The organism is Xanthomonas sp. WHRI 6106 (assembly GCF_040202405.1).
Lineage (GTDB): Bacteria > Pseudomonadota > Gammaproteobacteria > Xanthomonadales > Xanthomonadaceae > Xanthomonas > Xanthomonas cannabis.
The window spans coordinates 272,225-297,468 of record NZ_JBEGFC010000005.1; the positions used below are offsets into that span (position 1 = coordinate 272,225).

At 68.0% G+C, this 25,244-nt stretch carries 22 protein-coding genes; 9 read left to right on the top strand and 13 right to left on the bottom strand.

Going from position 1 to position 25,244, the window contains the following annotated elements:
• The first annotated feature begins 168 nt into the window (after positions 1 to 168).
• From ABQZ09_RS10255 to ABQZ09_RS10270, 4 genes are read left to right on the top strand one after another with little or no spacing between them, the layout of a single operon-like run.
• A complete protein-coding gene (locus ABQZ09_RS10255; RefSeq protein ID WP_349776811.1) occupies positions 169 to 1,632 on the top strand; it encodes an AlkA N-terminal domain-containing protein in 1,464 nt (487 codons plus the stop codon).
• Positions 1,629 to 2,174, top strand: a complete 546-nt coding sequence (locus tag ABQZ09_RS10260; protein WP_349776812.1) for a methylated-DNA--[protein]-cysteine S-methyltransferase — start codon at positions 1,629 to 1,631, stop codon at positions 2,172 to 2,174. Before ABQZ09_RS10255 ends, ABQZ09_RS10260 begins: the two co-directional genes overlap by 4 nt.
• A 37-nt stretch (positions 2,175 to 2,211) precedes the next feature.
• Positions 2,212 to 3,516, top strand: a complete 1,305-nt coding sequence (locus tag ABQZ09_RS10265) for an alkaline phosphatase family protein (protein ID WP_349776813.1) — start codon at positions 2,212 to 2,214, stop codon at positions 3,514 to 3,516.
• Positions 3,517 to 3,569: 53 nt separating this feature from the next.
• Positions 3,570 to 4,907 (top strand): chloride channel protein, encoded by a 1,338-nt coding sequence (locus ABQZ09_RS10270; protein ID WP_349776814.1) that lies wholly within the window; start codon positions 3,570 to 3,572, stop codon positions 4,905 to 4,907.
• Between the two features lie 259 nt (positions 4,908 to 5,166).
• Here the strand turns inward: ABQZ09_RS10270 and ABQZ09_RS10275 are convergent, their stop codons facing one another.
• Both ABQZ09_RS10275 and ABQZ09_RS10280 read right to left on the bottom strand, forming a co-directional pair.
• A complete protein-coding gene (locus ABQZ09_RS10275; RefSeq protein WP_008571876.1) occupies positions 5,167 to 5,349 on the bottom strand; it encodes a 30S ribosomal protein THX in 183 nt (60 codons plus the stop codon).
• Between the two features lie 283 nt (positions 5,350 to 5,632).
• Complete coding sequence (locus ABQZ09_RS10280) at positions 5,633 to 6,049, bottom strand: MerC domain-containing protein (protein WP_039411298.1); 417 nt, start codon at positions 6,047 to 6,049, stop codon at positions 5,633 to 5,635.
• A gap of 161 nt (positions 6,050 to 6,210) precedes the next feature.
• Here ABQZ09_RS10280 and ABQZ09_RS10285 point away from each other — a divergent pair, with 161 nt between their 5' ends.
• Positions 6,211 to 8,277, top strand: a complete 2,067-nt coding sequence (locus tag ABQZ09_RS10285) for a TonB-dependent receptor (RefSeq protein WP_039411296.1) — start codon at positions 6,211 to 6,213, stop codon at positions 8,275 to 8,277.
• Between the two features lie 390 nt (positions 8,278 to 8,667).
• Positions 8,668 to 11,049 (top strand): TonB-dependent receptor, encoded by a 2,382-nt coding sequence (locus tag ABQZ09_RS10290; protein ID WP_349776815.1) that lies wholly within the window; start codon positions 8,668 to 8,670, stop codon positions 11,047 to 11,049.
• Positions 11,050 to 11,379: 330 nt separating this feature from the next.
• Here ABQZ09_RS10290 and ABQZ09_RS10295 read toward each other — a convergent pair whose 3' ends face one another.
• Together ABQZ09_RS10295 and ABQZ09_RS10300 are read right to left on the bottom strand one after the other, a co-directional pair.
• Entirely contained in the window at positions 11,380 to 12,411 is a 1,032-nt protein-coding gene (locus ABQZ09_RS10295) for an aldo/keto reductase (RefSeq protein ID WP_349776816.1), read from the bottom strand.
• Positions 12,412 to 12,553: 142 nt separating this feature from the next.
• Positions 12,554 to 13,762 carry an MFS transporter gene (locus ABQZ09_RS10300; RefSeq protein ID WP_228314102.1) on the bottom strand — a complete coding sequence of 403 codons (1,209 nt, stop codon included), beginning with the start codon at positions 13,760 to 13,762 and terminating at the stop codon, positions 12,554 to 12,556.
• A gap of 100 nt (positions 13,763 to 13,862) precedes the next feature.
• Here ABQZ09_RS10300 and ABQZ09_RS10305 point away from each other — a divergent pair, with 100 nt between their 5' ends.
• Positions 13,863 to 14,768 carry a LysR family transcriptional regulator gene (locus ABQZ09_RS10305; RefSeq protein ID WP_228314103.1) on the top strand — a complete coding sequence of 302 codons (906 nt, stop codon included), beginning with the start codon at positions 13,863 to 13,865 and terminating at the stop codon, positions 14,766 to 14,768.
• A gap of 244 nt (positions 14,769 to 15,012) precedes the next feature.
• A complete protein-coding gene (locus ABQZ09_RS10310) occupies positions 15,013 to 15,618 on the top strand; it encodes a TonB-dependent receptor domain-containing protein (protein ID WP_228314104.1) in 606 nt (201 codons plus the stop codon).
• Here the strand turns inward: ABQZ09_RS10310 and ABQZ09_RS10315 are convergent.
• Complete coding sequence (locus ABQZ09_RS10315) at positions 15,522 to 15,725, bottom strand: hypothetical protein (RefSeq protein WP_349776817.1); 204 nt, start codon at positions 15,723 to 15,725, stop codon at positions 15,522 to 15,524. The two genes, ABQZ09_RS10310 and ABQZ09_RS10315, sit on opposite strands and share 97 nt — an antisense overlap.
• Positions 15,726 to 15,945: 220 nt before the next feature.
• Here ABQZ09_RS10315 and ABQZ09_RS10320 point away from each other — a divergent pair, with 220 nt between their 5' ends.
• Complete coding sequence (locus ABQZ09_RS10320; RefSeq protein WP_349776818.1) at positions 15,946 to 16,854, top strand: AraC family transcriptional regulator; 909 nt, start codon at positions 15,946 to 15,948, stop codon at positions 16,852 to 16,854.
• Positions 16,855 to 17,074: 220 nt separating this feature from the next.
• Here the strand turns inward: ABQZ09_RS10320 and ABQZ09_RS10325 are convergent, their stop codons facing one another.
• From ABQZ09_RS10325 to creC, 8 genes are all read right to left on the bottom strand, one after another.
• Positions 17,075 to 17,581, bottom strand: coding sequence for a transcriptional repressor (locus ABQZ09_RS10325; RefSeq protein WP_039413527.1), 507 nt, complete (start codon positions 17,579 to 17,581; stop codon positions 17,075 to 17,077).
• A gap of 13 nt (positions 17,582 to 17,594) precedes the next feature.
• On the bottom strand, positions 17,595 to 18,998 hold the full coding sequence (gene gltX / locus ABQZ09_RS10330; protein ID WP_039413530.1) for a glutamate--tRNA ligase: 1,404 nt from the start codon (positions 18,996 to 18,998) through the stop codon (positions 17,595 to 17,597).
• A 69-nt stretch (positions 18,999 to 19,067) separates the two neighbouring features.
• Entirely contained in the window at positions 19,068 to 20,159 is a 1,092-nt protein-coding gene (locus ABQZ09_RS10335; protein WP_349776819.1) for a DUF3616 domain-containing protein, read from the bottom strand.
• Positions 20,160 to 20,303: 144 nt separating this feature from the next.
• Complete coding sequence (locus tag ABQZ09_RS10340; RefSeq protein ID WP_349776820.1) at positions 20,304 to 21,200, bottom strand: carbon-nitrogen hydrolase family protein; 897 nt, start codon at positions 21,198 to 21,200, stop codon at positions 20,304 to 20,306.
• 66 nt (positions 21,201 to 21,266) lie between these two features.
• Positions 21,267 to 21,869 carry a GNAT family N-acetyltransferase gene (locus ABQZ09_RS10345; protein WP_349776821.1) on the bottom strand — a complete coding sequence of 201 codons (603 nt, stop codon included), beginning with the start codon at positions 21,867 to 21,869 and terminating at the stop codon, positions 21,267 to 21,269.
• Between the two features lie 49 nt (positions 21,870 to 21,918).
• Positions 21,919 to 22,332 (bottom strand): hypothetical protein, encoded by a 414-nt coding sequence (locus ABQZ09_RS10350; RefSeq protein ID WP_349776822.1) that lies wholly within the window; start codon positions 22,330 to 22,332, stop codon positions 21,919 to 21,921.
• Positions 22,333 to 22,339: 7 nt separating this feature from the next.
• On the bottom strand, positions 22,340 to 23,659 hold the full coding sequence (creD, locus tag ABQZ09_RS10355; RefSeq protein ID WP_349776823.1) for a cell envelope integrity protein CreD: 1,320 nt from the start codon (positions 23,657 to 23,659) through the stop codon (positions 22,340 to 22,342).
• A gap of 122 nt (positions 23,660 to 23,781) precedes the next feature.
• A complete protein-coding gene (gene creC / locus ABQZ09_RS10360; protein ID WP_349776824.1) occupies positions 23,782 to 25,230 on the bottom strand; it encodes a two-component system sensor histidine kinase CreC in 1,449 nt (482 codons plus the stop codon).
• Positions 25,231 to 25,244 lie beyond the last annotated feature (14 nt).

Below are 25,244 nucleotides of genomic sequence, written 5' to 3' on the forward strand. Positions count from 1 at the left end.
AGCTGCCGGCACGCGTGCGTAGCATCCGGCGGCATCGCACCCCGGCACAGCGACGCTGACGTCGCGGCGGTTGCACATCGTTCGCGTCGGACAAGGCGGCGTCACGCTGAGCACAGTGCTGTCCGAAAACGGCCAGCCGGGGCGATGGGCAGCGCATAGACTGGCGCCATGCAATCGCTTACGCCCGACCGGACCCAATGCGACCGCGCCCGCCTGGCGCGCGATGCGCGCTTCGACGGGCTGTTCTTTACCGCCGTGCGCAGCACCGGCATTTATTGCCGCCCGGTGTGCCCGGCGCCGGCGCCCAAGCCAGGCAACGTCAGCTACTACCCGAGCGCGGCGGCGGCCAGTGCAGCCGGCTACCGGCCATGCCTGCGCTGCCGGCCGGAGCTGTCGCCGCAGGCGCAGCAGCATCTGGGCGAGGAGAGCGTGCAGCGTGCCCTGGCGATGATCGCCGACGGGGTGTTGCAGGAGCAGCCGGTGCAGACCCTGGCCAATGCGGTCGGCGTGAGTGCGCGGCAGTTGCAGCGGCAGTTCGTGCAGCAGCTCGGCGCCACGCCGATCCAGGTGCATGGCACGCGTCGGCTGCTGCTGGCCAAGCAACTGCTCACCGAAACCGCACTGCCGGTGACCGAGGTCGCGCTGGCCGCGGGTTTCAACAGCCTGCGCCGTTTCAATGCGGCCTTCGTGCAGGGCTGCGGGATGCCGCCGTCGGCCTTGCGCAAGCAGCGCGCCGAAGTCCCCGGCGGCGAACTCACGCTGCGCCTGGGCTATCGGCCGCCGCTGGACTGGCCGGCGATGCTGGCATTTTTGCGGCGGCGCGCGATCCCGGGGATCGAGCAGATCGACGCCGGCAGCTACCGGCGCGTGATCGGCACGCCCGGCAACGCCAGCGTGATCGAGGTCGCACCGGCGCAGCAGCGCGCCGAGCTGCTGCTGCGCATCGGCGCCACCGACCCACGCCGGATCCCGCAGATCGTGCGCCGCGTGCGCCGGCTGTTCGACCTGGACGCGGACCTGCAGGCCGTGCACGCCACGCTTGCCCGGGAGCCGCTGCTGGCCGAGGCGATTGCGCGCCGGCCCGGCCTGCGCGTGCCGGGGGGATGGGACGGGTTCGAAGTGGCCGTGCGTGCGGTGTTGGGCCAGCAGATCAGCGTGGCCGGTGCCACGACGCTGGCGGCGCGCCTGGTCGACCGCCACGGCGGCCAGCATGCCGACATGCCGCCAGGCCTGGACCGCAGTTTTCCAACCCCCGAGCAACTGGCCGACGCACCGCTGGAACAGCTGGGCCTGCCACGCGCCCGCGCCGCCACCTTGCGGGCGCTGGCCGGCGCCTGTGCGCAGGGCCGGCTGCAGTTCGGTGCCGGCCAGCGGCTGGTCGATTTCGTCGCGGCCTGTACTGCCCTGCCCGGCATCGGACCGTGGACCGCGCACTACATCGCCATGCGCGCGCTGTCGCATCCGGATGCGTTTCCGGCCGGCGATCTGATCCTGCAGCAGGTGCTTGGCGCGCCGGAGCGGCTGAGCGAGCGCGCCACCGAGGCGCGCTCGCAGGCATGGCGGCCATGGCGCGCGTATGCGGTGCTGCACCTGTGGCATCTGGCCGTCGATCACAAGGAACCCCGCCCATGAGCGCAGTGCGTTACGACACTTTCCCGTCGCCGATCGGCGCGCTGACCGTGGCCGCCAACCACGCTGGCGTGCGCCACATCCTGTTCGCGCAGAACCGTTACGACGCCGTCGGGCGGGCGCGCTGGGTGCACGATCCGGAGGCCGCACTGGTGCGCGAGGCGCGCGAGCAACTGCTGGACTATCTGCACGGCGGGCGACACCGTTTCGACCTGCCGTTGGCACCGGCCGGCACGCCGTTTCAATTGGAGGTCTGGCACACGCTGGCGCAGATTCCGTTCGGCCAGACCTGGAGTTACGTGCAACTGGCGCAGGCGGTGGGGCGGCCTGCCGCCAGCCGTGCGGTGGGCGCCGCCAACGGCCGCAACCCGCTGCCGATCGTGCTGCCGTGCCACCGCGTGATCGGCGCCAACGGGGCGTTGACCGGCTTCGGCGGCGGCCTGCCGACCAAGCAGGCGTTGTTGCAGCTGGAGGGCTGGTCGCCACGCCAGCGTGCACGCGCCGACGATCTGTTCGCCCACGCACACCCGTCCCACACGCCCTGACTTCGCGGCGTCATCGCCGCGCCTTACACTCGCGGGCATGATCGACCGACGTCTTGTGTTCGCCGCAATGGCCAGCGTGCTGCTCGCGGCCTGTACCTCGCAGTCTTCCGTCCGTGGCGCTGCGCCACCCTCGCCCGCTGCCGCGTCGCCCGCACAGGACGCGGCAGCCGACGCCAGCGCGCACACCTTGCTGCTGATCTCCATCGACGGGCTGCGTGCGGACATGCTCGATCGCGGCATTACCCCCCACCTGTCGCAGCTGGCGCGCGCGGGCGTGCGTGCGCGCTGGATGACGCCGTCGTATCCGTCGCTGACCTTTCCCAACCATTACACGCTGGTCACCGGGCTGCGCCCGGACCACCACGGCATCGTGCACAACAGCATGCGCGACCCGGCGCTGGGCAGTTTCTGGCTGAGCAAGCCCGAGGCGGTGGGCGATGCGCGCTGGTGGGGTGGCCAGCCGTTGTGGGTAGGCGCAGAAAACGCCGGCCTGCATGCGGCGACATGGTCGTGGCCGGGCAGCGAAGCGGCGATCCAGGGCGTGCGGCCCACCCAGTGGCGCCATTACGAAGAAGGCATCGGCCTGGACGCACGCGTGGACACCGTGCTTGGCTGGCTGGGCGACTCCGGCGCTGCGCGCAAGCGACTGGTCACGCTGTACTTCGAACACGTGGACGAAGCCGGCCATGACCACGGCCCGGAGTCGCGCGAATACGCAGACAGCGTGCGCGCGGTGGATGCCGCCATCGGCCGGCTGCTGGCCGGCATGCAGCGCGACGGCACCCGCGCACGCACCAACATCATCGTGGTGTCCGACCACGGCATGGCCGAGGTGGCGCCGGGCCATGCGATCAGCGTGGAAGACATCGCGCCGGCCACGGTGGCCACCGCGCTCACCGACGGGCAGGTGATCGGGTTTGCGCCAATGCCCGGGCAACAGGCCGCCGCCGAAGCCGCCCTGCTCGGCACGCATGCGCAGTACGACTGCTGGCGCAAGGAAGAACTGCCGGCGCACTGGCATTACGGCAGCAACCCGCGCATTCCACCGATCGTGTGCCAGATGCATGAGGGCTGGGACGCGTTGTTCCCGGACAAACTGGCCAGGCGCCCGCAGCAGGGCGTGCGCGGCTCGCACGGCTTCGACCCGGCGCTGCCATCGATGCGTGCGGTGTTCGTGGCGCAGGGCCCGGACCTGGCGCGGGGCAAGACCTTGCCCGGCTTCGACAACGTCGATGTGTATGCCCTGATGACGCGCCTGCTGGGCATTGCGGCTGCGCCGAACGATGGCAACCCGGCCACCTTGCTGCCGGCACTGCGCGTGCCGCCGGACGCCACACACTGATGCACTGAGCACACTGTTCACCGGCGACGGCCGGTGGGTGCGACAATACTGCGATGTCCGTTCCCGATCCGTCGCCGCGTCGTCTGCGGCCGTTGTTGTCCAGCGCAGGCTGGCGTCGCCGCGCAGCACTGTGGGGTGGTGCGATCGCGGTGGCTCTGGTGGCGATCGTGTTCGCCAAGGCCAGCGATGCGGCCTTCCACCTGTTCCAGCGCACCACCGCACACTCGATCTGGTGGGCACTGCTGCTGACGCCGGGCATTTTCGCCCTGCTTGCCTGGCTCACCGCCGGCGCCCTGCGTCCCACCCGTGGCAGCGGCATTCCGCAGGTCATCGCCGCGCTGGAGCATCCGGACCCGGCGTTTCGCGAGACCAACCTGTCGCTGCGCGTGTCGATCGGCAAGCTTGCCTTGACCACGTTGTCGTTGCTGGGTGGCGCCTCGGTCGGGCGCGAAGGCCCCACCGTGCATGTCGGCGCCAGCCTGATGCATGTGTTCGGGCGCTGGTTCGGCTTTCATGATCCACGCGAGCTCTCGCACTTTTTGCTGGCCGGCGGCGCTGCCGGCATTGCCGCGGCGTTCAACACGCCGCTGGCGGGGGTGGTGTTTGCGATCGAGGAATTGAGCGGGCGCTTCGAGCACCGCTTTTCCGGCACCCTGCTCACCGCGGTGATCGTGGGCGGCGTGGTGTCGCTGGGCGTGCTGGGCAACTACACGTATTTCGGCAAGGTGGCGGTGGCCTTGCCACTGGGCCAGGCCTGGCTGGCGATCGCGCTGTGCGGCAGCGTGGCCGGGCTGCTGGGCGGGATCTTTGCGCGTCTGGTGCTGGCCAGCGTCAGTGGCAAGCCGCGCTGGCTGGGCAGCCTGCGCCGGCGCCATCCGGTGCTGTTGGCGGCGTTGTGCGGCGTAGCCTTGGTGGGGTTGGCGCTGGTGTTCGGGCAAGGCGCCTTCGGGACCGGCTACGAGCAGGCACGCAGCCTGGTGCAGGGGCAGGCGGTGGTGGGGCACGAATTCGGGCTGATGAAGCTCATCGCCAATCTGGTGTCGTATCTGGCGGGAATTCCGGGTGGCCTGTTTTCACCGGCGCTGGCGGTCGGTGCCGGCATCGGCCACAACCTGTCGGTGCTGATGCCGGGCGTGGACCCGCGCACCTTCGTGCTGCTGGGCATGTGCGCCTATCTCACCGGCGTGACCCAGGCACCGCTGACCTCGGCGGTGATCTCGCTGGAGCTCACCGACACCAGCCAGATGCTGCTGCCGATCCTGGCCACCGTGTTGATTGCACGCGCGGTGTCGGGGCTGGTGTGCAAAACGCCGATTTATCGTGGGCTGGCCGAGCAGTTGCTGACCCCAGCGGCGAAGAACACCGCACCGGCGGCGAACACAGCGCACTAGAGACGTTGCACCATCGAGGCGCGCAGGCTGTCTCCGATCCATCACGGACAGCGCCGGTGAATGCCATGGCGCAAGCCACTCTTGAGTGTCTTGCCTTGATTTGCAGCGGCTACCGACGGCGGTGATGCGCCGCATGGTACACGTGGTCCAGCGTCGGTCCATGCACGCCAACAGGCAGACGAACAGCATGTTGCGCTGATGTCGGACATAAAAAAACGCGGCGCAAGCGCCGCGTTTCGATGTCGCGAAGTGGCTGGAATCAACCGGCCTTGGCAACGGTCTTCTTGGCAACGGCCTTCTTGGCCGGCGCCTTGACCACACCCTTCTTGGCAACCGGGGCAGCCGCACCCACGACAACCTTGCTCACCGCGTGCGAACGCGAATTGCCGTAGCTGGCGTTGTAGCGCTTGCCCTTGGCGGTCTTACGGTCACCCTTACCCATTTCGTCGACTCCTGAATGTGAATACAAATTCCCGTGCTGGCACGGGTCTGGCGAGGTTTGCACCGGCGGCGCCCTCGCGCAAGGCCGGCAAGCCTATCACGTCGGCCGCAAGGCGCGCAGCCCGACGGTAGAGCCGCCCAACGCCGGCGCCGGGCAAGCGGCCCGCCCGTGCAGCATGCCGGTGCCTGGTCGGTAGCGGATACCCATCATTGCGATCAGGTGCCTGCGACAGCTCAAGGCGTCGCCGGCGCACCCTGCCGACCGCCGAACGACTCAGCCGATCTCAGTGCGCGCAGCTGGCATCGTGGACATGCCCGTGCCCGTGGTTGAGACGCAGATTGACCAGATGGGCGATGCCCACCAGGGTGCCGCCCAAGGTCATCACCACCGCATGCGGCACCACCGAATGATGCAGCGGGTCGTACAGCAGGCCCAGCCACAGCAACGCCAGGCCCGGCAGCAGCAATGCCAGCGCATGCAGCGCCTTGTGCCGGCGATAGCCCAGGACCAGGCTGAACAATCCCAGCAAGGTCACGAACACCACGATGGCCAGTTCCACGCCGTCCCCCAGCCAGAAAGAAAGGCCCAGCGAAGGCGCCAGGGCCAGGACCAGCGGCAGCACCGCGCAGTGCACGGCGCACAGCAGCGACCCGGTCGCACCGAAGCGGTCGAGCAGATGGCGAAGCGTGGGTAGGGGCATGACTTCCAGCAGGTACTCGCGGCGACGTGGAATAATATAACATCTTCCTTGTTCCAGCCCCGCACCACTGCATCGCGCAGGGCGGGTCTTGCCCGTCGGCGCAGCAGGCAAGCTGCGCCATCCTATTGATATACAGTAACAATTCTGAGAATCCGGTCGATATGTCCCCCTCCCTCGTTCCCTCGCTGCGCCGCTCCGCCCTTTCGCTGGCATTGGCCGGCCTGCTGTCCCCCGCCCTGGCCATGGCAGACGACGCGTCGGCCGCTGGTGACCCGCAGACGCCACCGTCCTCGGACACCCGGCACGACGCCACGCCCTCCAGCGGCCGCCATATCAAGGATCTGGACAAGGTCGTCGTCACCGCCAGCCCGCTGCGCGATGCCGCCGGTGAGCTGAGCCGCCCGGTCGAGGTGCTGGCCGGCGAACGCCTGGACGAAGTGCGCAGCTCCAGCCTGGGCGAGACCGTGGCCAGCCTGCCGGGCGTGCAGAGTTCCAACTTCGGCCCCGGCGTGGGCCGGCCGATCATCCGCGGCCTGGACGGCCCGCGCGTGGCGGTGCTGCGTGATGGCCTGTCCACCCAGGACGTGTCCACGGTCAGCCAGGACCATTCGCCGGCGATCGAGCCGTTCCTGGCCAACCAGATCGAGGTGCTCAAGGGCCCGTCCACGCTGCTGTACGGCTCCGGCGCGATCGGCGGCGTGGTCAACGTGGTCGACGGCCGCATTGCCGAGACCCCGGTGGACGGCTTCAGCGGGCGCGCCGAAGTGCGCTTCGACGGCGGCGACAAGGACGGCAACACCGACATGTTCCGCGTCGACGCCGGCAATGGCAGCGGTCTGTCGGTTCATGCCGATGGCGTGTACCGCAACCAGAACGATTACGACACCCCGCAGGGCCGCCAGCTCAACAGCTGGATCGACTCCAAGGTGGGCTCGATCGGTGCGTCGCTGTCCGGAGACTGGGGCTTCGTGGGCCTGTCGGCATCGCGGTTCCGCGACAACTACGGCAACCCCGGCGAGCCAGGCGACCCGTCCATCGGCGAGCGCGGCGTCTCGTTGAAGCTGCAGCAGGACCGCTACGACCTCAAGGGCGGGCTGACCGATCCGTGGGGCGAAGGCAGCGCGCTGCGCTACAGCTTCGGCCACACCGATTACGCGCATACCGAGTTCGAAGGCGACGAAGTAGGCACCGTGTTCACCAAGCGCGCCAACGAAGGCCGCGTGGAAGCATCCTTCACCTTCGGCGGCGGCTGGCAGACTGCGTTCGGCCTGCAGGGCAGCGACACCACCTTCCAGGCGATCGGCGAAGAATCCTTCGTGCCCAAGACCGATACCCGCTCGCTCGGCGCCTTTGCCGTGGCACGCAACAGCTGGGAGCGCGTCACCGCCGAGGTCGGTGCGCGCGTGGACAAGGTCAAGTACAAGACCGACATCGGTGTGGACCGCGATTTCACCCCGACCAGCTTCTCGGCCAGCGGCGGTTTCCGCTTCAACGAGCAGTGGCGCCTGACCGCCAACCTGGACCACGCCGAACGCGCACCGGCCGAGGAAGAACTGTTCGCCAACGGCCCGCACATCGCCACGCTCGCCTTCGAGATCGGCGATGCCGATCTGAAGACCGAAAAGGCCAACCAGGCCGAGTTGGGCCTGAACTTCCAGAACGAGTGGGTGGATGCCAAGGTGGCGGCGTACTACAACCGCTACAACGACTTCGTCTACATCGTCGACACCGGCGGCCAGTGGTTCAACGAAGAAGACAACGACTTCCTGCCGATCCGCCAGTGGACCCAGGCCGACGCGATCTTCCACGGTTTCGAAGGCGAAGCCACGTTCCACCTGGCCAACAACGACACCGGTGCGTGGGACCTGCGCGTATTCGGCGACACCGTGCGTGCGCGCCTGAAGGACGGCGGCAACCTGCCGCGTATCGCGCCTGGCCGTTTCGGTGCGCAGATGCGCTGGAATGCCGACCAGTGGCGCGCCTCGCTCGGCGCCACGCGCACGCTGAAGCAGGACAAGGTGGCGGTGAACGAGACCCCGACCGACGGCTACACCTTCGTTGACGCGCATCTGGCGTATCACGTGGACCACGGCAGCAACGCGTGGGAAGTGTTCCTGGACGGCAACAACCTGACCAACCAGGACGCGCGCGTGCATACCTCCTTCCTCAAGGACGACGTGATGCTTCCCGGCCGCAGCGCCTCGTTCGGCGTGCGGATGTTCTTCTGACAGCGGTCTCTCTCCCCCGCTGACTGGAAGCGAGGCCGCCTTCGGGCGGCCTCTTTTATGCGCGGTATCGACGTACCGGCGCGCGGCGCATTGGCACGGCACCGACGCAAACAGTTGCGTCCACCACAGCATGCGACGCGTGGGACGCAGGATGTGATGGTCCACGGCGCAGGCACACCCTGCCATGCGGGCAGCGACACACCGAGGCCGTAGCTGCTGCGTCGCACAACAGGCTGCGGCGCATCTGGAGTTAAAACTTCATGGCACTGCGCTGACAGGGGGCGCCCAGCGACGCGACAGCGCGGGCGCGCGCATGCACTGCCTGCCGTTGCATGCGCGCCACTGCGTGGCACGGCAGCGTTCTTGCACCGAGACCAAGGAACCATGCGCATGCGTTTTTCCTCACCCCGCTACACCCTCTCGCTTGCCATCGCCGCCGTGCTGCTGGCACCGGATGGCCACACGCAGACCGCCGCGCCCGCCGCGGGATCCCAGGACGCCACCACACTGGATGCGGTGATCGTCAGTGGCACCGCGCGCTTCAAGGGCCTGGCCAAACGCGATGCCAGTTTTTCGATCACCACCGCCAGCCCGGAGCAGATCCAGCAGGCGGTGCCGCAAAGCACCGCCGACCTGCTCAAGATCGTGCCCGGCGTGTGGGCCGAACCGAGCGGCGGCGGCACCGGCGCCAACATCTTCGTGCGCGGCATGCCGTCCGAGGGCGATGCGCCGTTCGTGACCATGCAGCTGGATGGCTCGCCGTTGTTCCCGCCGCCGACCCTGTCGTTCCTGGAAAATTCCACGCTGTTCCGCGTCGACGATACGGTCGAGCGCATGGAAGTGTTGCGTGGCGGCTCCAGCCCGATCTTCTCCAATGGCCAGCCTGGCCTCACCGTCAATTTCATCCAGAAAAAAGGCCAGGACGTGCCGGAAGGCAGCGTGCGCCTGACCGGCGGCAACAACGCACTGCGTCGCATCGACGTCTTCAACAGCGGGCCGATGGGCAACGGCTGGTACTACAGCGTAGGCGGCTTTTTCCGCGAAACCGACGGCGTGCGCGACCCGCAGTTCGCTGCCGACAAGGGCGGCCAGTTCAGCGCTACCCTGAGCAAACGCTGGGACAGCGGCGAGCTGTCGTTCTATGCGCGGCATACCGACGACAACAACGCGTTCTACACCGCCATTCCATTGCTCTCGCGCAACAACGGCAACGATCTATCCAGCTTTCCCGGCCTGAACGCGCAGACCGGCACCCTGCTCGGCCGCGATTTCCGCAACGTCGAACTGCTGGTCGGGCCCAATGGCCAGACGCTGCGGCGCGACCTGGCCGACGGGCGCGGCGTCAATATCGATGTATTCGGCGGCGAATGGAACTGGGAAAGCGGCGGCTGGACCGTTGCCGACCGCTTCAATGTGATGAGTGGCAGCGCACCGACCTATGCGCTGTTCACCGGCGACGCACCGCAGCGCTTGAGCGATTTCATTGCAAGCTACGGCAGCGGCGGTAGCGCCAGCTACACCAATGGCGGCGGTACGGTGGATGCAGATCAACAGGTGCTCGAAGCCGGCTGGTGGTCGGTGGACAAGCGTCTGAATTCCTTTACCAACGACCTGCGCCTGAGCCGCGAGTTGTTTGCCGGCAATACGCTCACCGTGGGCGCGTATTACGCCAAGTATTCCTCGGCCGACACCTGGTACCTGGGCAACACCATGCTGCTCACGGCCCAGAACAATGCGCGCCGCATCGACGTGGCGCTGGACGACGGGCGCCAGGCCACCCGCCAGGGATTTACCAGCACGGCCTTCTTCAATTTGCGCGCGAAGTACGATGGTGAAAATATCGCCGCCTTCGTTGCCGACGAGTGGGAACTCAACGAGCGCCTGCGCCTGGATCTGGGGGCACGCTACGAGCGCCAGAGCGTCACCGGTGACGTGCACGACACCGCAACTGTCGACCTGGACGGCAACCCCGCCACACTTTACGACAACGCGACCTCGCTGGCGCTGGCGACCACACGGCGCATCGATCAGGACGATGAAGCGTTTTCGTGGACGGCCGGCCTGAACTTTACGCTCGACCAGAACAACAGCCTGTTTGCGCGGGTCAACTCGGGGGTGAAGTTCCCCGGCTTCGACAATCTGCGCGATGGACAGAACCGCGTGCAGGAAGTGGATCAATACGAACTGGGGTTGAAGTCGGGCGCCAGCAGCTACGACCTGTATCTCACCGCGTTCTACAACACGTTCAAGAATTCGCCGTTCCAGGCATTCCTGTCCAATGGCCAGAACTTCACCGCTGTCGGCGATTCGCGCGCGCGCGGCCTGGAAGTGGAAGGCGCCATCCGCCCGTTCGGCGGCTTCGAGCTGGCCGGTACCGGGGTGTGGCTGGATGCGAACTATCGCAACTATCGCGAGTTCACCGGCAACCAGGTGATGCGCCAGCCCAAGCGGCAGTTCCGGCTCACGCCGAGCTATTACTGGATGCTGCCGTTCGGCGACCTCAAGCTGTTTACCACCTATTCCTACATCGGCGAGCGCTTCGCGGACCTGGCCAACAGCCAACGCCTGCCGTCTTACGACATGGTCGATATCGGCGCCAATCTGCATGTGGGCGATCACTGGGAAGTGACCGCCAGCGGCAGCAACGTCACCGACACGCTGGGGCTCACCGAAGGCAATGTGCGCGTGCCCGGCGCTGCCACCGGCGGGGTGTTCATGGGCCGGCCGATCGCCGGACGGCAATACCAGATGTCGGTGGCCTACCGCTGGTGACCGGCCGCAGGTGATCCACGGCGGCAGCCGTCCCGCGTGCCGGCGCCCGGCCATCACGCGGGCCGTGCCTGGGCGTCGAGACCATCTGCAAGGTGGGTACCCCCGGGGCTTGCACTGCTGCTTCAGCGCTGGCGCGGCCTGCTCGCGGGCCGGCTACGACTCGGTGGCAACTGCAATGGGCAACTGCAGGCAGTTGCAGGGCACTGAGGGTGTGGAGCGATCAGGCCCGAGGTGATGACACGCGCGGCCCGGCCGTTGTGAGACGACTGCGATGCAGCGCGCCACGCTGTCGCCGCCCCCATGCAGCGTGGCGCAAGGGTGCAGCCCGCGTCACACCGGCAACGGGCTGCGTTCGGCGAAGTGTCCGCGCCAGTAGGGGTAATACGGATACGGCGGCTCTACTGCGCTGGCCGCATCCAGACGGGCGAGTTGCGCGTCGGTCAGCGACCAGCCCACTGCGCCGAGGTTTTCGCGCAGTTGCGCTTCGTCGCGCGCGCCGATCAGCACCGTGCTCACGGTGGGCCGCTGCAGCAGCCAGTTGATGGCGATCTGCGGCACGCTGTAGCCGGTCTCGGCGGCGATGGCGTCCAGCACATCGACGATGTCGAACAAGCGCGCATCGTCGATGGCGGGCCCGGCTGCGGCGGTGGCGTGCAGGCGGCTGTGCTGCGGCAGCGGCTGGCCGCGTCGCAGCTTGCCGGTGAGGCGTCCCCAGCCGAGCGGGCTCCACACCACCGCGCCGATGCCCTGGTCGATGCCCAGCGGCATCAGTTCCCACTCGTAATCGCGCCCGGCCAGCGAGTAATAGGCCTGATTGGCAACGAAGCGGCTCCAGCCGTGCGCGTCGGCCACGGCCTGCGATTTCATCAGCTGCCAACCGGCGTAATTGGACGCACCCAGATAGCGCACCTTGCCCGCGCGCACCAAACCGTCGAGCGTGGACAGGGTTTCTTCCATCGGCGTCAACGCGTCGAAGGCATGCAGCTGCAGCAGATCGATGTAGTCGGTGCGCAAACGCCGCAATGACGCCTCCACCGCACGCAACAACCGGAAGCGTGAAGCGCCGGCATCGTTGGGGCCTTCGCCCAGACGCAGGCCGGTCTTGGTGGAAACGATCACCTGATCGCGGCGGCCCTGCAGCGCCTGGCCGAGAATGTCTTCCGAAGCGCCATCGGAATACACGTCGGCGGTATCGAACAGGTTGAGCCCCGCGTCCAGGCACACGTCGATCATGCGCCGCGCCTGCGCCACATCGGTGTCGCCCCACGCCGAAAACAGCGGCCCCTTGCCGCCGAATGTTCCCGCACCCAGGCCGAGCACCGGAACCTTGAAGCCGGAGCGACCGAGAAAACGTGTCTCCATTGCAGAACTCCTTGGGTTGGAAGAAGGCGCGATGCCGGTCAGCGCCGGCGCATCGCCAAGTCACTGGCAAGACAGCGCACCCCGCCACCACCTGCCCGTAGCACCAGGCCTGCGGCACGCGGAGCGTGATCGCCGCGCAGCGTCAGCGTGCCTGCAGACAACCGGCCAGCCCGCCAGCGCGCCGACGTTGCAGGTGCACGCTCCACAGCGCGATGGCCAGGCCAATGGCCGTCAGCAGCGCGGCGACCCACGGGGTGGCCACCAGCCCGGCCCGCGTGGCGATCACCATCCCGCCCAGCCACGCACCCAACGCATTGCCGAGATTGAACGCGGCAATGTTCAGGCTGGAGGCCAGGTTCTGGCCGGCGCCGCGCGCGTGTTCGAGCACGCGCAGCTGCAACGGCGCCACCGTGGCGAACGCGGCCACGCCCAGCAGACCGACAAAGACCACCATCGCGGTCTTGCTGTGCAGGACCAATCCCATTGCCGCGAGCACCAGCACCAGGGCACCCAGGCTGCCCAGCAACGCGGCGGTGGGGCGACGGTCGGCCAGCCGGCCACCGAGCAGGTTGCCCACGATCATGCCCACCCCGAACACCAGCAGGACCGGCGACACCGCCGCCTGCGCGAACCCGGTGACCTGCACCAGCATCGGCTGGATGTAGGTGAACACCGCAAAGACCCCGGCATAGCCCACCACCGTCATTGCCAGCGCCAACAGCACCTGGCCACGTGCCAGCACCGCCACTTCCTGCCGCCACGGCACCGGCGCCGCCGCGCCTGCGGCCGCCGGCACCCACAGCGCCACCGCCGCAGTGGCGAGCACGCCGATGACCGCCACCGCCCAGAACGTGGCCCGCCAGCCCAGTTGCAGGCCCAGCCAGGCACCCGCCGGCACCCCGAGCAGGGTGGCCACGGTAAGCCCCGCGAACATCAGCGAGATGGCCGACGCGCGCCGCTCCGGCGGCACCAGCGAGGTCGCCACCACCGCGCCCACGCCGAAGAAGGTGCCGTGGGCGAGCGAGGTCAGCATGCGCGCCACCATCAGGGTGGGGTAGTCCGGCGCCAGCGCGCAGGCGATGTTGCCGACGGTGAAGATCAGCATCAGCCCGACCAGCACCGCCTTGCGCGGCAGGCGGGCGCTGGCCAGCGTCAGCACCGGCGCGCCAACGAACACACCCAGCGCATAGCTGCTGATCAGCAGGCCAGCGGCGCTGAGCGACACGCCCAGATCGCCGGCCACCTGCTGCAGCAGGCCCATGATCACGAATTCGGTGGTGCCGATGCCGAAGGCACCAATGGTCAATGCCAGCAGTGCTGGCGGGAAACGGGAAGACGCTACAGCGGACATGGGCGTTGGCCAGCAAGGATTGCCGACAGCCTGCGCCGCACCGCCCTGTGCAAACAGCCCTGTTATCCTGATTCACTTTCAACAAATGGTTGAGAATTGCATGGACCGGCTCGGCGACATCGCCTTGTTCCTGCGCGTGCTGGACCTGGGGTCGATCACGGCCGCCGCGCACAGCCTGGACCTGTCGGTGGCAGTGGCCAGCCAACGCCTGAAGCGGCTGGAACGCGAGCTCGGCGTGCGCCTGCTGCACCGGACCACGCGGCGCCTGCATCCAACGGCCGAAGGCCAGCAGCTGGCCGACCGCGGGCGGGTGCTGGTGGACGATCTGGAGGCGCTGGCCGACGATCTGCGTGAGAGCGCACACGATGTCGGCGGCGTCCTGCGCATGACCTTGTCGGCCACCTTCGGACGGCAGTTCGTGTCGCCGCTGCTCACCGAATTCCAGGCGCGCCACCCGCGCCTGCGCATCAGCGCGCATCTGAGCGACGACGTGGTGGACCTGGTCAGGCAGGGCTTCGACCTGGCAATCCGCATCGGGCCGCTGGACGACTCCGGGCTGGTGGCCCGGCGCATCGCCGACAACCGCCGCACCCTCGCCGCTTCGCCCGACTATCTCCGTCGCCACGGCACGCCGCGCACGCCGGACGAACTTGCGCAGCACGCCGGCGTGCTGCTGATGGGCCGCGACGGCCGCCAGGATGTGTGGACCCTGCAGACGCCCGACGGCGGGCTGGTGCGCGTGCGCATGCAGAGCCGCTTCGAGAGCAACCTGGGCGAACTGGTGCGCGATGCGGTGGTGGCCGGCCAGGGCATCGCCGTGCATTCGTACTGGCATATCGCCGACGAACTGCGCAGCGGTCGCCTGGTCGCGGTCATGCCCGACTACCCGCCGCCCGCCTCGCAGATCAGCGCAGTGATGCCGGCGCGCCGGCTGCAGCCACCACGGGTACGCGCGTTCGTGGACTTCCTGCTGGAGCGGTTGGGCACGCGGCCGCCGTGGGAGTGACGCACCTTGCGCGGGAGTGAGCGCCTGCGCCTGGTTTGCGCCGCGTGATCAGGCGCGTGACACCAGCGCTGTTGAATGCAACGGCGCTGCAATGGGTTGAGCAGCCGTATGCGCGCGCAGCACTGACGTACCGCAAGAACCCGATCAGGCCGCTTGCCGCAGGACATGGCTGCTGCTCGACAGCTCATCCCCTCAGCGAGTCACTCCATGCCCATGCCACTCCCCTGCCGCCTTGCCTGCGGCCTTGCCGCTGAAACCGGAAAAGACCGCCACCACCGAACCGGGCTTCCGCCACACCGGTGCCTCCGTGCAGAGCGCCATCACCGCCTACCACGTGCAGTCCCGCAATCGCCTGCTGGCCTCATCGATCAGCGCTGCGGTGGTGGGCAACCAGAACGTGCTGCAGAACGTCGGCGGCGTCACCTCGCAGGGAGTGGAGCTGGCGGCCAGCTGGAATCTCCTGCCGCACTGGTCGCTTTGCGGCAGCAGCTCCTCTAACGACGCCCACGACGATGATGACGTGGCCGGCAGCGCCATGGTGGCCATTCGCGACAAGCAGGTGGTGGGCTCGGCTCGAACGCTGGCCAATCTCCAGCTCGGCTACGACGATGGCGCCGCGTGGGCGCAACTGTCGGCGCACTACACCGGCAAGCGCTATTACAGCGACCTGATCGCGCCGCTCGTCTGCATCCCGGCTCACGCTGCCGCAGTCCACGGCGCGGCGCCTGACCTCAGGCGCCCGGCGGCACACGCTCAACGCCCGCCGCGTCGCAGGCGCTTGTGCAGACTGCGGCGCTGCGCATCGCTCAACAGGTGCCCATGCGTGCTCAACAGCCCCAGGATCTGCTGATGCGCCTGTGCGGTACGCCGGGCGAGCTCTGCGCTGGCTGCAGCTTCGAGGCGTTTCCACTCGGCAGGGGTGGTCGGCGTCGGCAGGGACAAGGGCTTTGCAGACATGGATGGCGCAGGCACGGGAGCGGGCCGCCATGATACGGCGCGCACGTGAGCGCGCTATCAGCGCCTGCCGCGCCGCTGGCAGGCCGTCGCGACGCTAGCCACGCGCGCGAGCTCGTGCACGCGGCTGCGTTCGCCAACCCCGTTGCCGGCCGCATGACCTGCGGTCTTGTACGATCGGCCCGTCGCGGCCGGGCCGCCCTGCACCATCGACGAGTTACGCATGTCTTCGCTGATCGAGTTGAGCACCCTGTTACTACGGCATGCGCCCGCCGACGGCCTGCATGCCACCGCGATTGCCGGGCTGCAGATCATGCGCAGCTCCACGCAAACGCTGTCCATCCCGACCGTCTACACGCCGATGCTGTGCCTGGTGGCGCAGGGCCGCAAGCGCGCGATGCTGGGCGCGCAGGCCTACGACTATCACCCGGACATGTATCTGGTGGCCTCGGTGGATCTGCCCATCGTGGGCTCGGTCACCCAGGCCAGCGCCGCGCAACCGTACCTGTGCTTCTGCCTGGATCTGGACACCGCGGTACTCAGCGAGCTGGCCATCCATCACCCCGAACTGGCCGAGCCGCAACGCGACGCTGCCGCAACCGGCCTGCTGCTCAACCACAGCACGCCGCCGCTGCACGACACCGCCGTGCGGCTGGCACGCCTGCTCGACCGACCCCAGGAAATCGCCGCGCTGGCACCGCTGGTGACCCGCGAGCTGCTGTACCGCCTGATGGCCGATCCCGCCAACGCGGTGGTGCGCCAGATGGCCATCGCCGACAGCCGGCTCAACCAGATCTCCAAGGCCATCGTCTGGTTGCGCGAGCACTATGCGCAGCGTTTCAGCATCGAGCAGATCGCGGACCTGTCGGCCATGAGCCGCTCCACCTTCCATGCGCATTTCAAGACGGTGACCTCGATGACGCCACTGGAATACCGCTCGCACCTGCGCGTGCACGAGGCGCGCCGGCTGATGGTGGCCGAGGCACTCACCGCCGCCGACGCCGGCTTCCGGGTCGGCTACGAAAGCGCCTCGCAGTTCAGCCGCGACTACGCGCGCATCCTGGGCGAACCCCCGGCGCGCGATGCACAGCGGCTGCGCACCAGCACCCCGGATGCGACCGAAGCGGCATGAGACTGCCGCGCAGAACAGCGCGAGCGACCGGTGGAGGCACGTCTGCGCACCGATCCAGCGCAAGCAATCCGTCCCTGTAGGAGCGCCCCCGGGCGATGAGGACTTCCCGGACGCGTCATCCGAAATGCTGTACGCGCAGCAGAACGTATTCACGAGCAGCGGAGTACCGCGTGTGTCTATTGCCGCCGGCTAGATAAATCGCCTGTTTCCCAGGCGATCGTCACTCCGCCACCGCGCACTTGGCGCACAGGCCATGCACTTCCAGCGTCTGCGCCTGCGGCTGGAATCCGAGCGCCTTGGCGCGCGCTTCCAGTTGCGAGACCACCTCGCGGTCTTCCAGTTCCACTGCGCTGTGGCAGCGGTCGCAAATCAGGAACGGCACCGAATGCTGGGCGCTGTTGGGGTGATGGCAGGCGACGAAGGCGTTGACCGATTCGAGCTTGTGCACAAAGCCATTGGCCATCAGGAAATCCAGCGCGCGGTACACCGTAGGCGGTGCATCGGCGCCCACGCCCTTGCCTTCGCGCACCCAGTCCAGCAGTTCGTAGGCCTTGACCGGCTTGCCGGCGTCGGCAATCAGCCGCAGTACATTGGCGCGGATGGGGGTCAGCCGCAGGCCGCGTTCGCTGCAGGCACGCTCCACCGCGCGCACGAAGCCGTTGGCGTCGTCGACGTGGTGGTGCGGCTCGGTACAGGCGTGGTCTTGGGCGTGGGTGTGCTTGGTCATACAGGCTCCGGCGTCAGGCCGCTCCAATCTTGATGAGTGCCGCATCGATGCGTTTCAAGGCACCCTCGCGTCCGGCCAGATACACCGTCTGCGAAATATCCGGGCTGACCTGGGTGCCGGTGATGGCCACGCGCAGCGGCTGGGCGACCTTGCCCATGCCAAGTTCCAACGCAGCAGCCGCATCGTGCAACGCCGCCGATACGCCCTCCACGCTCCATTCGCTCAGCGCAGCCAGCAGTTCGCGCGCCTTGCCCAGCGGCACCTCGGCACCCAGCTTCAGGTGCTTCATCACCGCCGCTTCGTCGTAGGTTTCCAGCGGCTGGTACCAGACCACGGCTTTTTCGGCCATTTCCTTCAGGGTCTGCACGCGCTCGCGCAATGCTACCACCACGTCCGCAGCGGCCGGGCCGGCGGCGATGTCCATACCGAGCTTGGCAAGCTGGTATTCCAGCTGCGGGGCGATGCTGGCCGGGTCGTCGGTCTTCAGGTAGTGCTGGTTGACCCAGCCCAGCTTGGCCATGTCCAGGCGCGCGGCCTTGGAATTGACGTCCTTGACGTCGAACAGGTCCAGCAGTTCCTGCGGCGTGAACAGCTCCTGGTCGCCATGCGACCAGCCCAGGCGCGCCAGGTAATTGATCAACGCATGCGGCAGGTAGCCGGCGTCCTTGTACTGCATGACATCGGCCGCGCCGGTGCGCTTGGACAGCTTGGCGCCCTGCTCGTCCAGGATCATCGGCATGTGCGCGAACCTGGGCACCGGTGCGCCCAGCGCTTCATAGATGTTGATCTGGCGCGGGGTGTTGTTGATGTGGTCGTCGCCGCGGATCACCTCGGTGATGCCCATGTCCCAGTCGTCCACCACCACCGCGAAGTTGTAGGTGGGGAAGCCGTCCGGGCGGAAGATCACCATGTCGTCGAGCTCGCTGTTGGCGATCTCGATGCGGCCCTTGATCAGGTCCTCGAACACCACCGTGCCGCCGATGGGATTCTTGAAGCGGATGACCCGATTGGGGTCGTCGCGGTACGGCAGGTTCTGCTCGCGCGCGGCGCCGTTGTAGCGTGGCTTTTCCTGCCGGGCCATCGCCGCTTCGCGCATCGCGTCGAGCTCTTCGCGGGTTTCATAGGCGTAATACGCCTTGCCCTGCGCTAGCAGCTGCTCGGCGACCTCCTGATAACGGGCCACGCGCTGGGTCTGGTAGATCGGGCCTTCGTCGTAGTGCAGGCCCAGCCAGTCCATCGCTTCCAGGATGGCGTCGATCGCTTCCTGGGTGCTGCGTTCGCGGTCGGTGTCCTCAATGCGCAGCACGAACTGCCCGCCACGGTGGCGTGCCTCCAGCCAGCAATACAGGGCGGTGCGGGCGCCGCCGATGTGCAGGTAACCGGTGGGGCTGGGAGCGAAGCGGGTGCGGCAGGTCATGGAGCGCTCGGCGAAACGGGAGTGCGCCGATTTTACCTTGCGCGGCGGGCCCCTGCCCGGCCCGCCGGTTCAGCGGTTGCGCAGCAGGTCGCCGTACACCACGCAATCGCCGCCGCTGCGCGCCGGGCCGGGCGCGTCGTACAGCACCAGCCAGCTGGGCGTGGCGCCGGCCAGTTGCGGCGGCAAGTTGCAGATGGCTTCGGCGCGGTCGCTGTCGGTGCCATGCGGCAGCACCGCCGACGCCAGCAGCGCGTGCTGAAAGCGCACCGGCGCGCGATTGGCGGCCAGCGCGCTGCGCGCATCCGGCCACTTGAACAGGCGGATTTCGCCGTTCAACACCATCGTCGGCCCGGCCAGCAGGTACAGATCGTCGCCGGAGTAATGCAGGTCGCGGATGCCCAGCCCACCCAACTGCAGGAAGTGCTTGCGCAGTAGCGTGCCGTCCTCGTCCAGCGGTGCCAGGCGCAGGTGGTCGCCATGCGCCTCCACCGCAATCTCCAGCAGCGCCGACCAGCCGCGCAGCACCGGCCCGCGCAGGCCCAGCAGCAGGCGCTGGCCATCCACCACGATGCCTTCGATATCGAAGCCGTTGTCCTTGCCCGGGATCTTCAAAAACGGGCCGAAATGCGGGTCGTCGGCCAGCAGTTCGGTGAGCTGGTTGTGCCTGGCGTCGCCCTTGAGCCGCAACGCGCGGCGACCGTCGGCGGCTTCGCGCACCAGTTGCGGCGTGCCGTCGGCATCGCGCTCGATCGGCAGGCAGGCCAGCAGGCGGCGGTTGGCATCGAGCTTGAGTTTGCTCAGGCGCTTGGCGTTGTCGGCATCGTCGCGACCGGGCTTGGCGTTCTTGCGCTTCAACCCGTGCGAGCCGACTACCCACAGATACCCGTCCGACAGGCCCATGCCTTCCAGGTCGGCTTCCTCGGCATCGTCGCCGGGCAGGTCCAGCAGCTCGGCCAGCGGAAAACTCTGCCCATCGCCGAAGCGCAGGCTCTCGCGCTGGCCGGGCGGCAGCTTGCGCAGCCGGTCCACTGCACAGGCTTCGTCGCCGGCCACCCACAGCCAGTCGTCGGTGAACGCCGCGCCGGAAAGATTGCTGTGCACCAGGGCGCCAGGCGTGAACTCCAGCCGGACGCTATGCGGAATCAGGGTTTTCTTGGCCATTGAGCAGGTGGGCGACGGTGCGGAAGAAGACCGCCAGTACACCACGGCCGCAGCACCGGTGGGCGCCGTCGTCACAGAACGGATCGTGGCGAGGCGGTGCTAACGCGGCGCCGCGCCCAAGCCGCGGCCGCGATCACCGCACGCTCACTCCCACGGTGCCAGCCGGGCACGCGCCAGGCCGGCCGCCCACTGGCCGGGCCAATCGCGGTCGTTGGCCACCTGCGCCTGCGCGCGGCTGGCCTCCAAGGCAGCGACATCCAGCGCCGCGTACGCCCAGACCGCCTCGCCCCGGGTCTGCGCCACTACGCCGTCTTCCGGAAAGCCCACATCCATCGGCGCAAACACTGTCGCTTCGCCGGTGTTGACGTCCAGCGCCGGGCTCCACGGCGCCTCGCCCGCGGTCACCGATTGCGCAACGAACATGCGGTTTTCCAGCGCCCGCGCCAGGCAGCCGACCCGCACCCGGGTGGCGCCGGCGGCGGTGTCGGTGCAACTGGGCACGACCAGCAGGCGCGCGCCGGCCTCGTACTGCGCCCGCACCGGCAACGGGAATTCGCTGTCGTAGCAGATCGCAATCGCCGCGCGCACGCCGTCCAGGTCGAACACCTTGAGCGCATCGCCCGGCTCGATCAGCCCGGTGGCCTTTTCGAACCCGGTGAGCTGCAGCTTGTCCTGCCAACCGTGAGCACCGGCGGGCGTGAACCAGTCGCTGCGGTTGCGGTAGCGGCCCTGGCCCAGATCCAGCAGAAAACTTCCCGCGATCAGGTGCAGCCGATGTTGCCGCGCCAGGCCGGCAAACAGCTCCAGCCAGCGCCCCCGCAGCGCCTGGATCGCAGCCAGCGATCCGGGCAAGCCGGCGGACACCTGCGTCCCAAACATGGCGGCCAGCTCCAGCGACAGATATTCCGGCAGCACGGCCACGTGTGCACCGGCCGCGGCGGCCTCGCCGACCAGCGCCGCCATGCGCGCAGCGAAGGCGTCGACGTCCTTCGGCCGGCCGATCGGATACTTGGCAACGGCAATGGTGAGTGGCGCATTCATAGGCAAGAGTCCTGTCACGACAGTGGAAAGCAACAAGCACGCGGCGGCGCGATCGCGTGCGCGCGCTCAAGGGTCCAGCGCGCGCGTCCAGACACGCAAGCTGTGGTCGACCGGGCCGCGTTGCAACTCCGCCCATTCCAGCCGCACCTGCATCCCCGGCCGCGGTGCGTAACCGCGCTTGCGCCAGAACGCATCGTTGGGGCGATAGTCCGCAGGTTTGCGCGGATCGTCCGATGCCCGCTCTACCGAGCAGAAGGCCGTGAGCGCAAACCGGCCCAGCGCGCGGACATGCGCCTCGCGCTGGTCGAAGAAGGCGTGGCCGAGCCCCTGCCCGCGATACGCCGGCAGCAGCACCGATTCGCCGAAATAGAACACGCCGGCCGGCTCAATGCCGGCGGCGCGGAACGGCGCATGAAACGCATCGCTGTCGTCGAGCAGCGGCAGGCCGGTGGATGCACCGACCACTGCATCGCCGTCGCGCGCCAGCACGAACACGCTCTGCGGCGAGGCGGCATAGGCCGCCAGGTACTCGCGTTCGTAGCCGGCGTCGCCCTCGTACAGGTATGGCCATGCGGCGAACACTGCGATACGCAACTGCGCCAGCGCGTCCAGATACGGCAACACCGCAGCGCCGCGCACGGTTTCAACGGTGAGGGAGGTCCTGGTCATGGCGCCATGGTAAGCGAGCCTGGCCGGGGCGATGCCGTGCCGCCGCGCCTCAGCGCAGCCAGCCGCCATGCGCGCGGGCCGTGCTGGCCGGCTGCTGCCACAGCAACCACACCGCCGCTTCGTCCTGGGCCACCAGCACGCCGAGCAAGGCGTCGCTGCTGCGCGCCCAGTAACTGCCATTGCTCAGGCGTTGCCAGGGCCCATAGCCACGAACCGGCGTGCCGGTTGGCCTCGCCTGCCGCTGCCGCTGCAGGAACGCAGATCCGTGCGTGCGCAACGCCTGCACGGTACGCGCGTGCAGGCGCAACCCGATCACCCCACGGCGGCCCTCGCACGCCAACGGCAGTGCCGACAGCGGCGAACAGTCCCAGCAAGGTGGCGCTGCGGGAAGCAGCGCCACCGTGTCGATCCCGGCGGGCAGCAGACGCTGCGCCCGCCGCATCACCTGAGCATGTGCGCGCATGCCGACCTCAGCGCAGGCTGTTACCAAGCTCGTACCAATCGAGCTTGCGGGTCACCCACATGATGCTGGCCAGGATGCCGAACAGCAGCAACGAGCCCATCAGCAGCGCGTTGTCTTCGGAGATCAACAGGCTGTACAGCACGCCATACAAGGCAGTGAGCATCAGCGAAAATCCCGCCGCGCGCGTCCAGCTGCGCAAGACGCCGGACAGATAAAAACACTGCAGCCCGATGCACGCCGCCGCCGACACCAGATATGCCTGCCAGAACGCGATGTGCTCGGAAAGGCTCAGCAGCAGCAGGAAAAAGATCGCCAGCGCCAGGCCGACCAGCAGGTATTGCAGCGGGTGGATCGGCAAGCGCTTGATCAGCTCGAACAGCACGAACGCCACGAAGGTCAGCACCACGAACAGGATGCCGTACTTGCTGGCGCGATCGGCCTGGGTATACACGTCCACCGGGTCGACCAGGCGCACTTCCAGCGTATCCAGCGACGACTGGCTGGATTGCAGCTGCGTCTGCGCGCCGGTGGCCAGGGACGACAACGACCAGCTGGCATCGAAGCCGCGATCGCTGATGGTGGGCGCATTCGGCAGGAAGCGCCCGCCGAAGGACGGGTGCTGCCAGCTGGAGCGCAACGCAATCTCGTTGTTGTCGGCGATCGGTGCGATGGCCAGCCGGCGGGTGCCGTCCAGCACGAACTGCATATCCACCACATTGCCTTCCTGCAGCCGCCCGGCGAGCGGGTCGGCCAGCGGGCTCAGCTCGGCATGCACACCGGTCGATCGATCCGCCAGCGCGCCGGCACCGCTTTCCAGCGTCGCCGCACGGCCGTCCACCTGCAGACGCGGCGTGCCCACCAGCCCGCGCACATCGGAAATGCCCACCGCCAGATGCGGCTGGCCATACACGCGGGTCGGTGCGGCGGCATAGTCGAAGGGGGCGTATTCCGCATGCAGGGTCGCCTTCCACGAATACACCTGCACGCGATACAGGCCCACCTCGCGCACCGAAGGCACCATCTCGCCGCTGAGCTTCAGGCTGCGCGGCGTCTGCAACAGCGAGCCCTCGCGCTTGCGCCACACCTTGCGCTGGTTGCCCTGCTCGTCCGGCTCGGTCACCTGCACGTCTTCGGTGTAGGGCAGCACGCGTACCGGCGCAATGAATTGCTGCTCGCCCGCCTTGCTCTGCGCCACCCGCTCCACCGCCTGGTCGCGGTAGCGCGCGCGGTCCTGCACCGCGCCACGGATCAGCAACAGCGGAATCAACAGCAGCAGGATCAGTCCGCCGATGGTGGCGAACCGCAACAACAGTTTCAGGGATTTCATCGACCGTCCTCAGTCTGGGAGGTGGTCAGGCTGCGCCGCATCGATGGTGGGGGTTTGAGGCGAAGTTGAAGCGAATGTGAAGTGGGTGGTCGACCGGCAACAGCTCGTCCTGCCGCAATGCCTCAGGAGATTGGCAGACGCAGCGTTGCCACCGCGCCACCACCGTCGCGATTGCGCAAGCTCACCTCGCCGCCATGCAGGCGGGCCACCTCGCGCACGAACGGCAGGCCCAGCCCGGAGCTGCGTTGTCCGGTCTGCGGGCGCGCCAGTGAATAGAACCGCTCGAAGACGCGTTCGATCGCGTAGTCCGGCACGCCACTGCCGCGGTCTTCGACCAGCAGGTGCAACTGGCCGTCCTGCGCCTGGGTATGCAGCCACACGGTGCCACCCTCCGGCGAGAAGGCGATGGCGTTTTCCAGCAGATTGACCAACGCCTGACGCAACAGGTAGGCGTCGCCCTGCACGGCCTGCGTACTGGCCGTTGCGCACGCCGCATCGCACTCCACCCGCACACCGACGCTGGCGGCACGCTGCCGTACGGCGTCCAGCGCCGCCTGCAGCAGGGTTGGCACGGCAATTGGCTCGCGCGTCTGCAGCCAGCCGTGCTGCTCCACTTCGGCCAACGCCAGCAGCTTGTCGATGGTTTCGGTCAGCCGCTGCTCCTGCGCGCGGATGCTGGCCACGAAGTGCTGGCGATCGGGCTCGGGCAACGGCTCGGTCAACAACTCCGATGCCCCGCGGATCGCCGCCAGCGGGCTCTTCATCTCATGCGTCAGCGACTGCACATACTGCTCGACGTAAGCCTTGCCCTCCAGCTTGCGGCGCATGGTTTCCAGCGCCTGGCCCAGGTCGCCGATCTCATCGCCGCGCGGCTTGGGCGGCGGCACCGGAATGCCGGCGCTCACCGCCTGCGCATAGCGGTTGAGCCGGCCGATGCCGCGCATCAGCCACCAGGTCATCGCGATGCCGATCAACGCGGAAATGCCGATCAACCAGGCACCCCGCTGCAGGATGTTGCGCTGGCTGGCTTCGATGAACGGGTCGATGCTGCGATTGGGCTGGGCCAATGTGAGCACGCCGATCAACGTGCCGGGCTGGCCGGGCGCGTAAATCGGCGCGGCCACATGCATGACCGTCGCACCGGGGTCGCCGTCGCTTTCCGGACTGGAACGCGCGCCGTATTCGCCGCGCAAGGTGCGGTAGACATCGTTCCAGCGCGAATTGTCGCGGCCTACGTCGCGGCCTTGCGAATCGAACACCACCACCCCGCGCGCGTCGGTCACGGTGACGCGGTAATCCACGTTATTCTTGCGGAAACGCCACACCCAGGCCTTTGGGTCACGGCGCTGCGCCTGCGCCAGGTTGCGCGCAAAGCGGCCGTCGGCGATGTGGCCGGCCGCCAGGTCGCCGCTGGCCATCTCCGCCAGCACATTGGCCGCATCCACCAGGGTCGCTTCCATCGCCTGGCGCACGCCTGGCTTGACCTCGTTGACGAAGACCCGCATCACGAAGAACGCGGCCAGCCCGACGATCAGAAAGAAGCCCAGAAACAGCTTGAGGCCGAGCCGCATCTCAGTGCGCCACG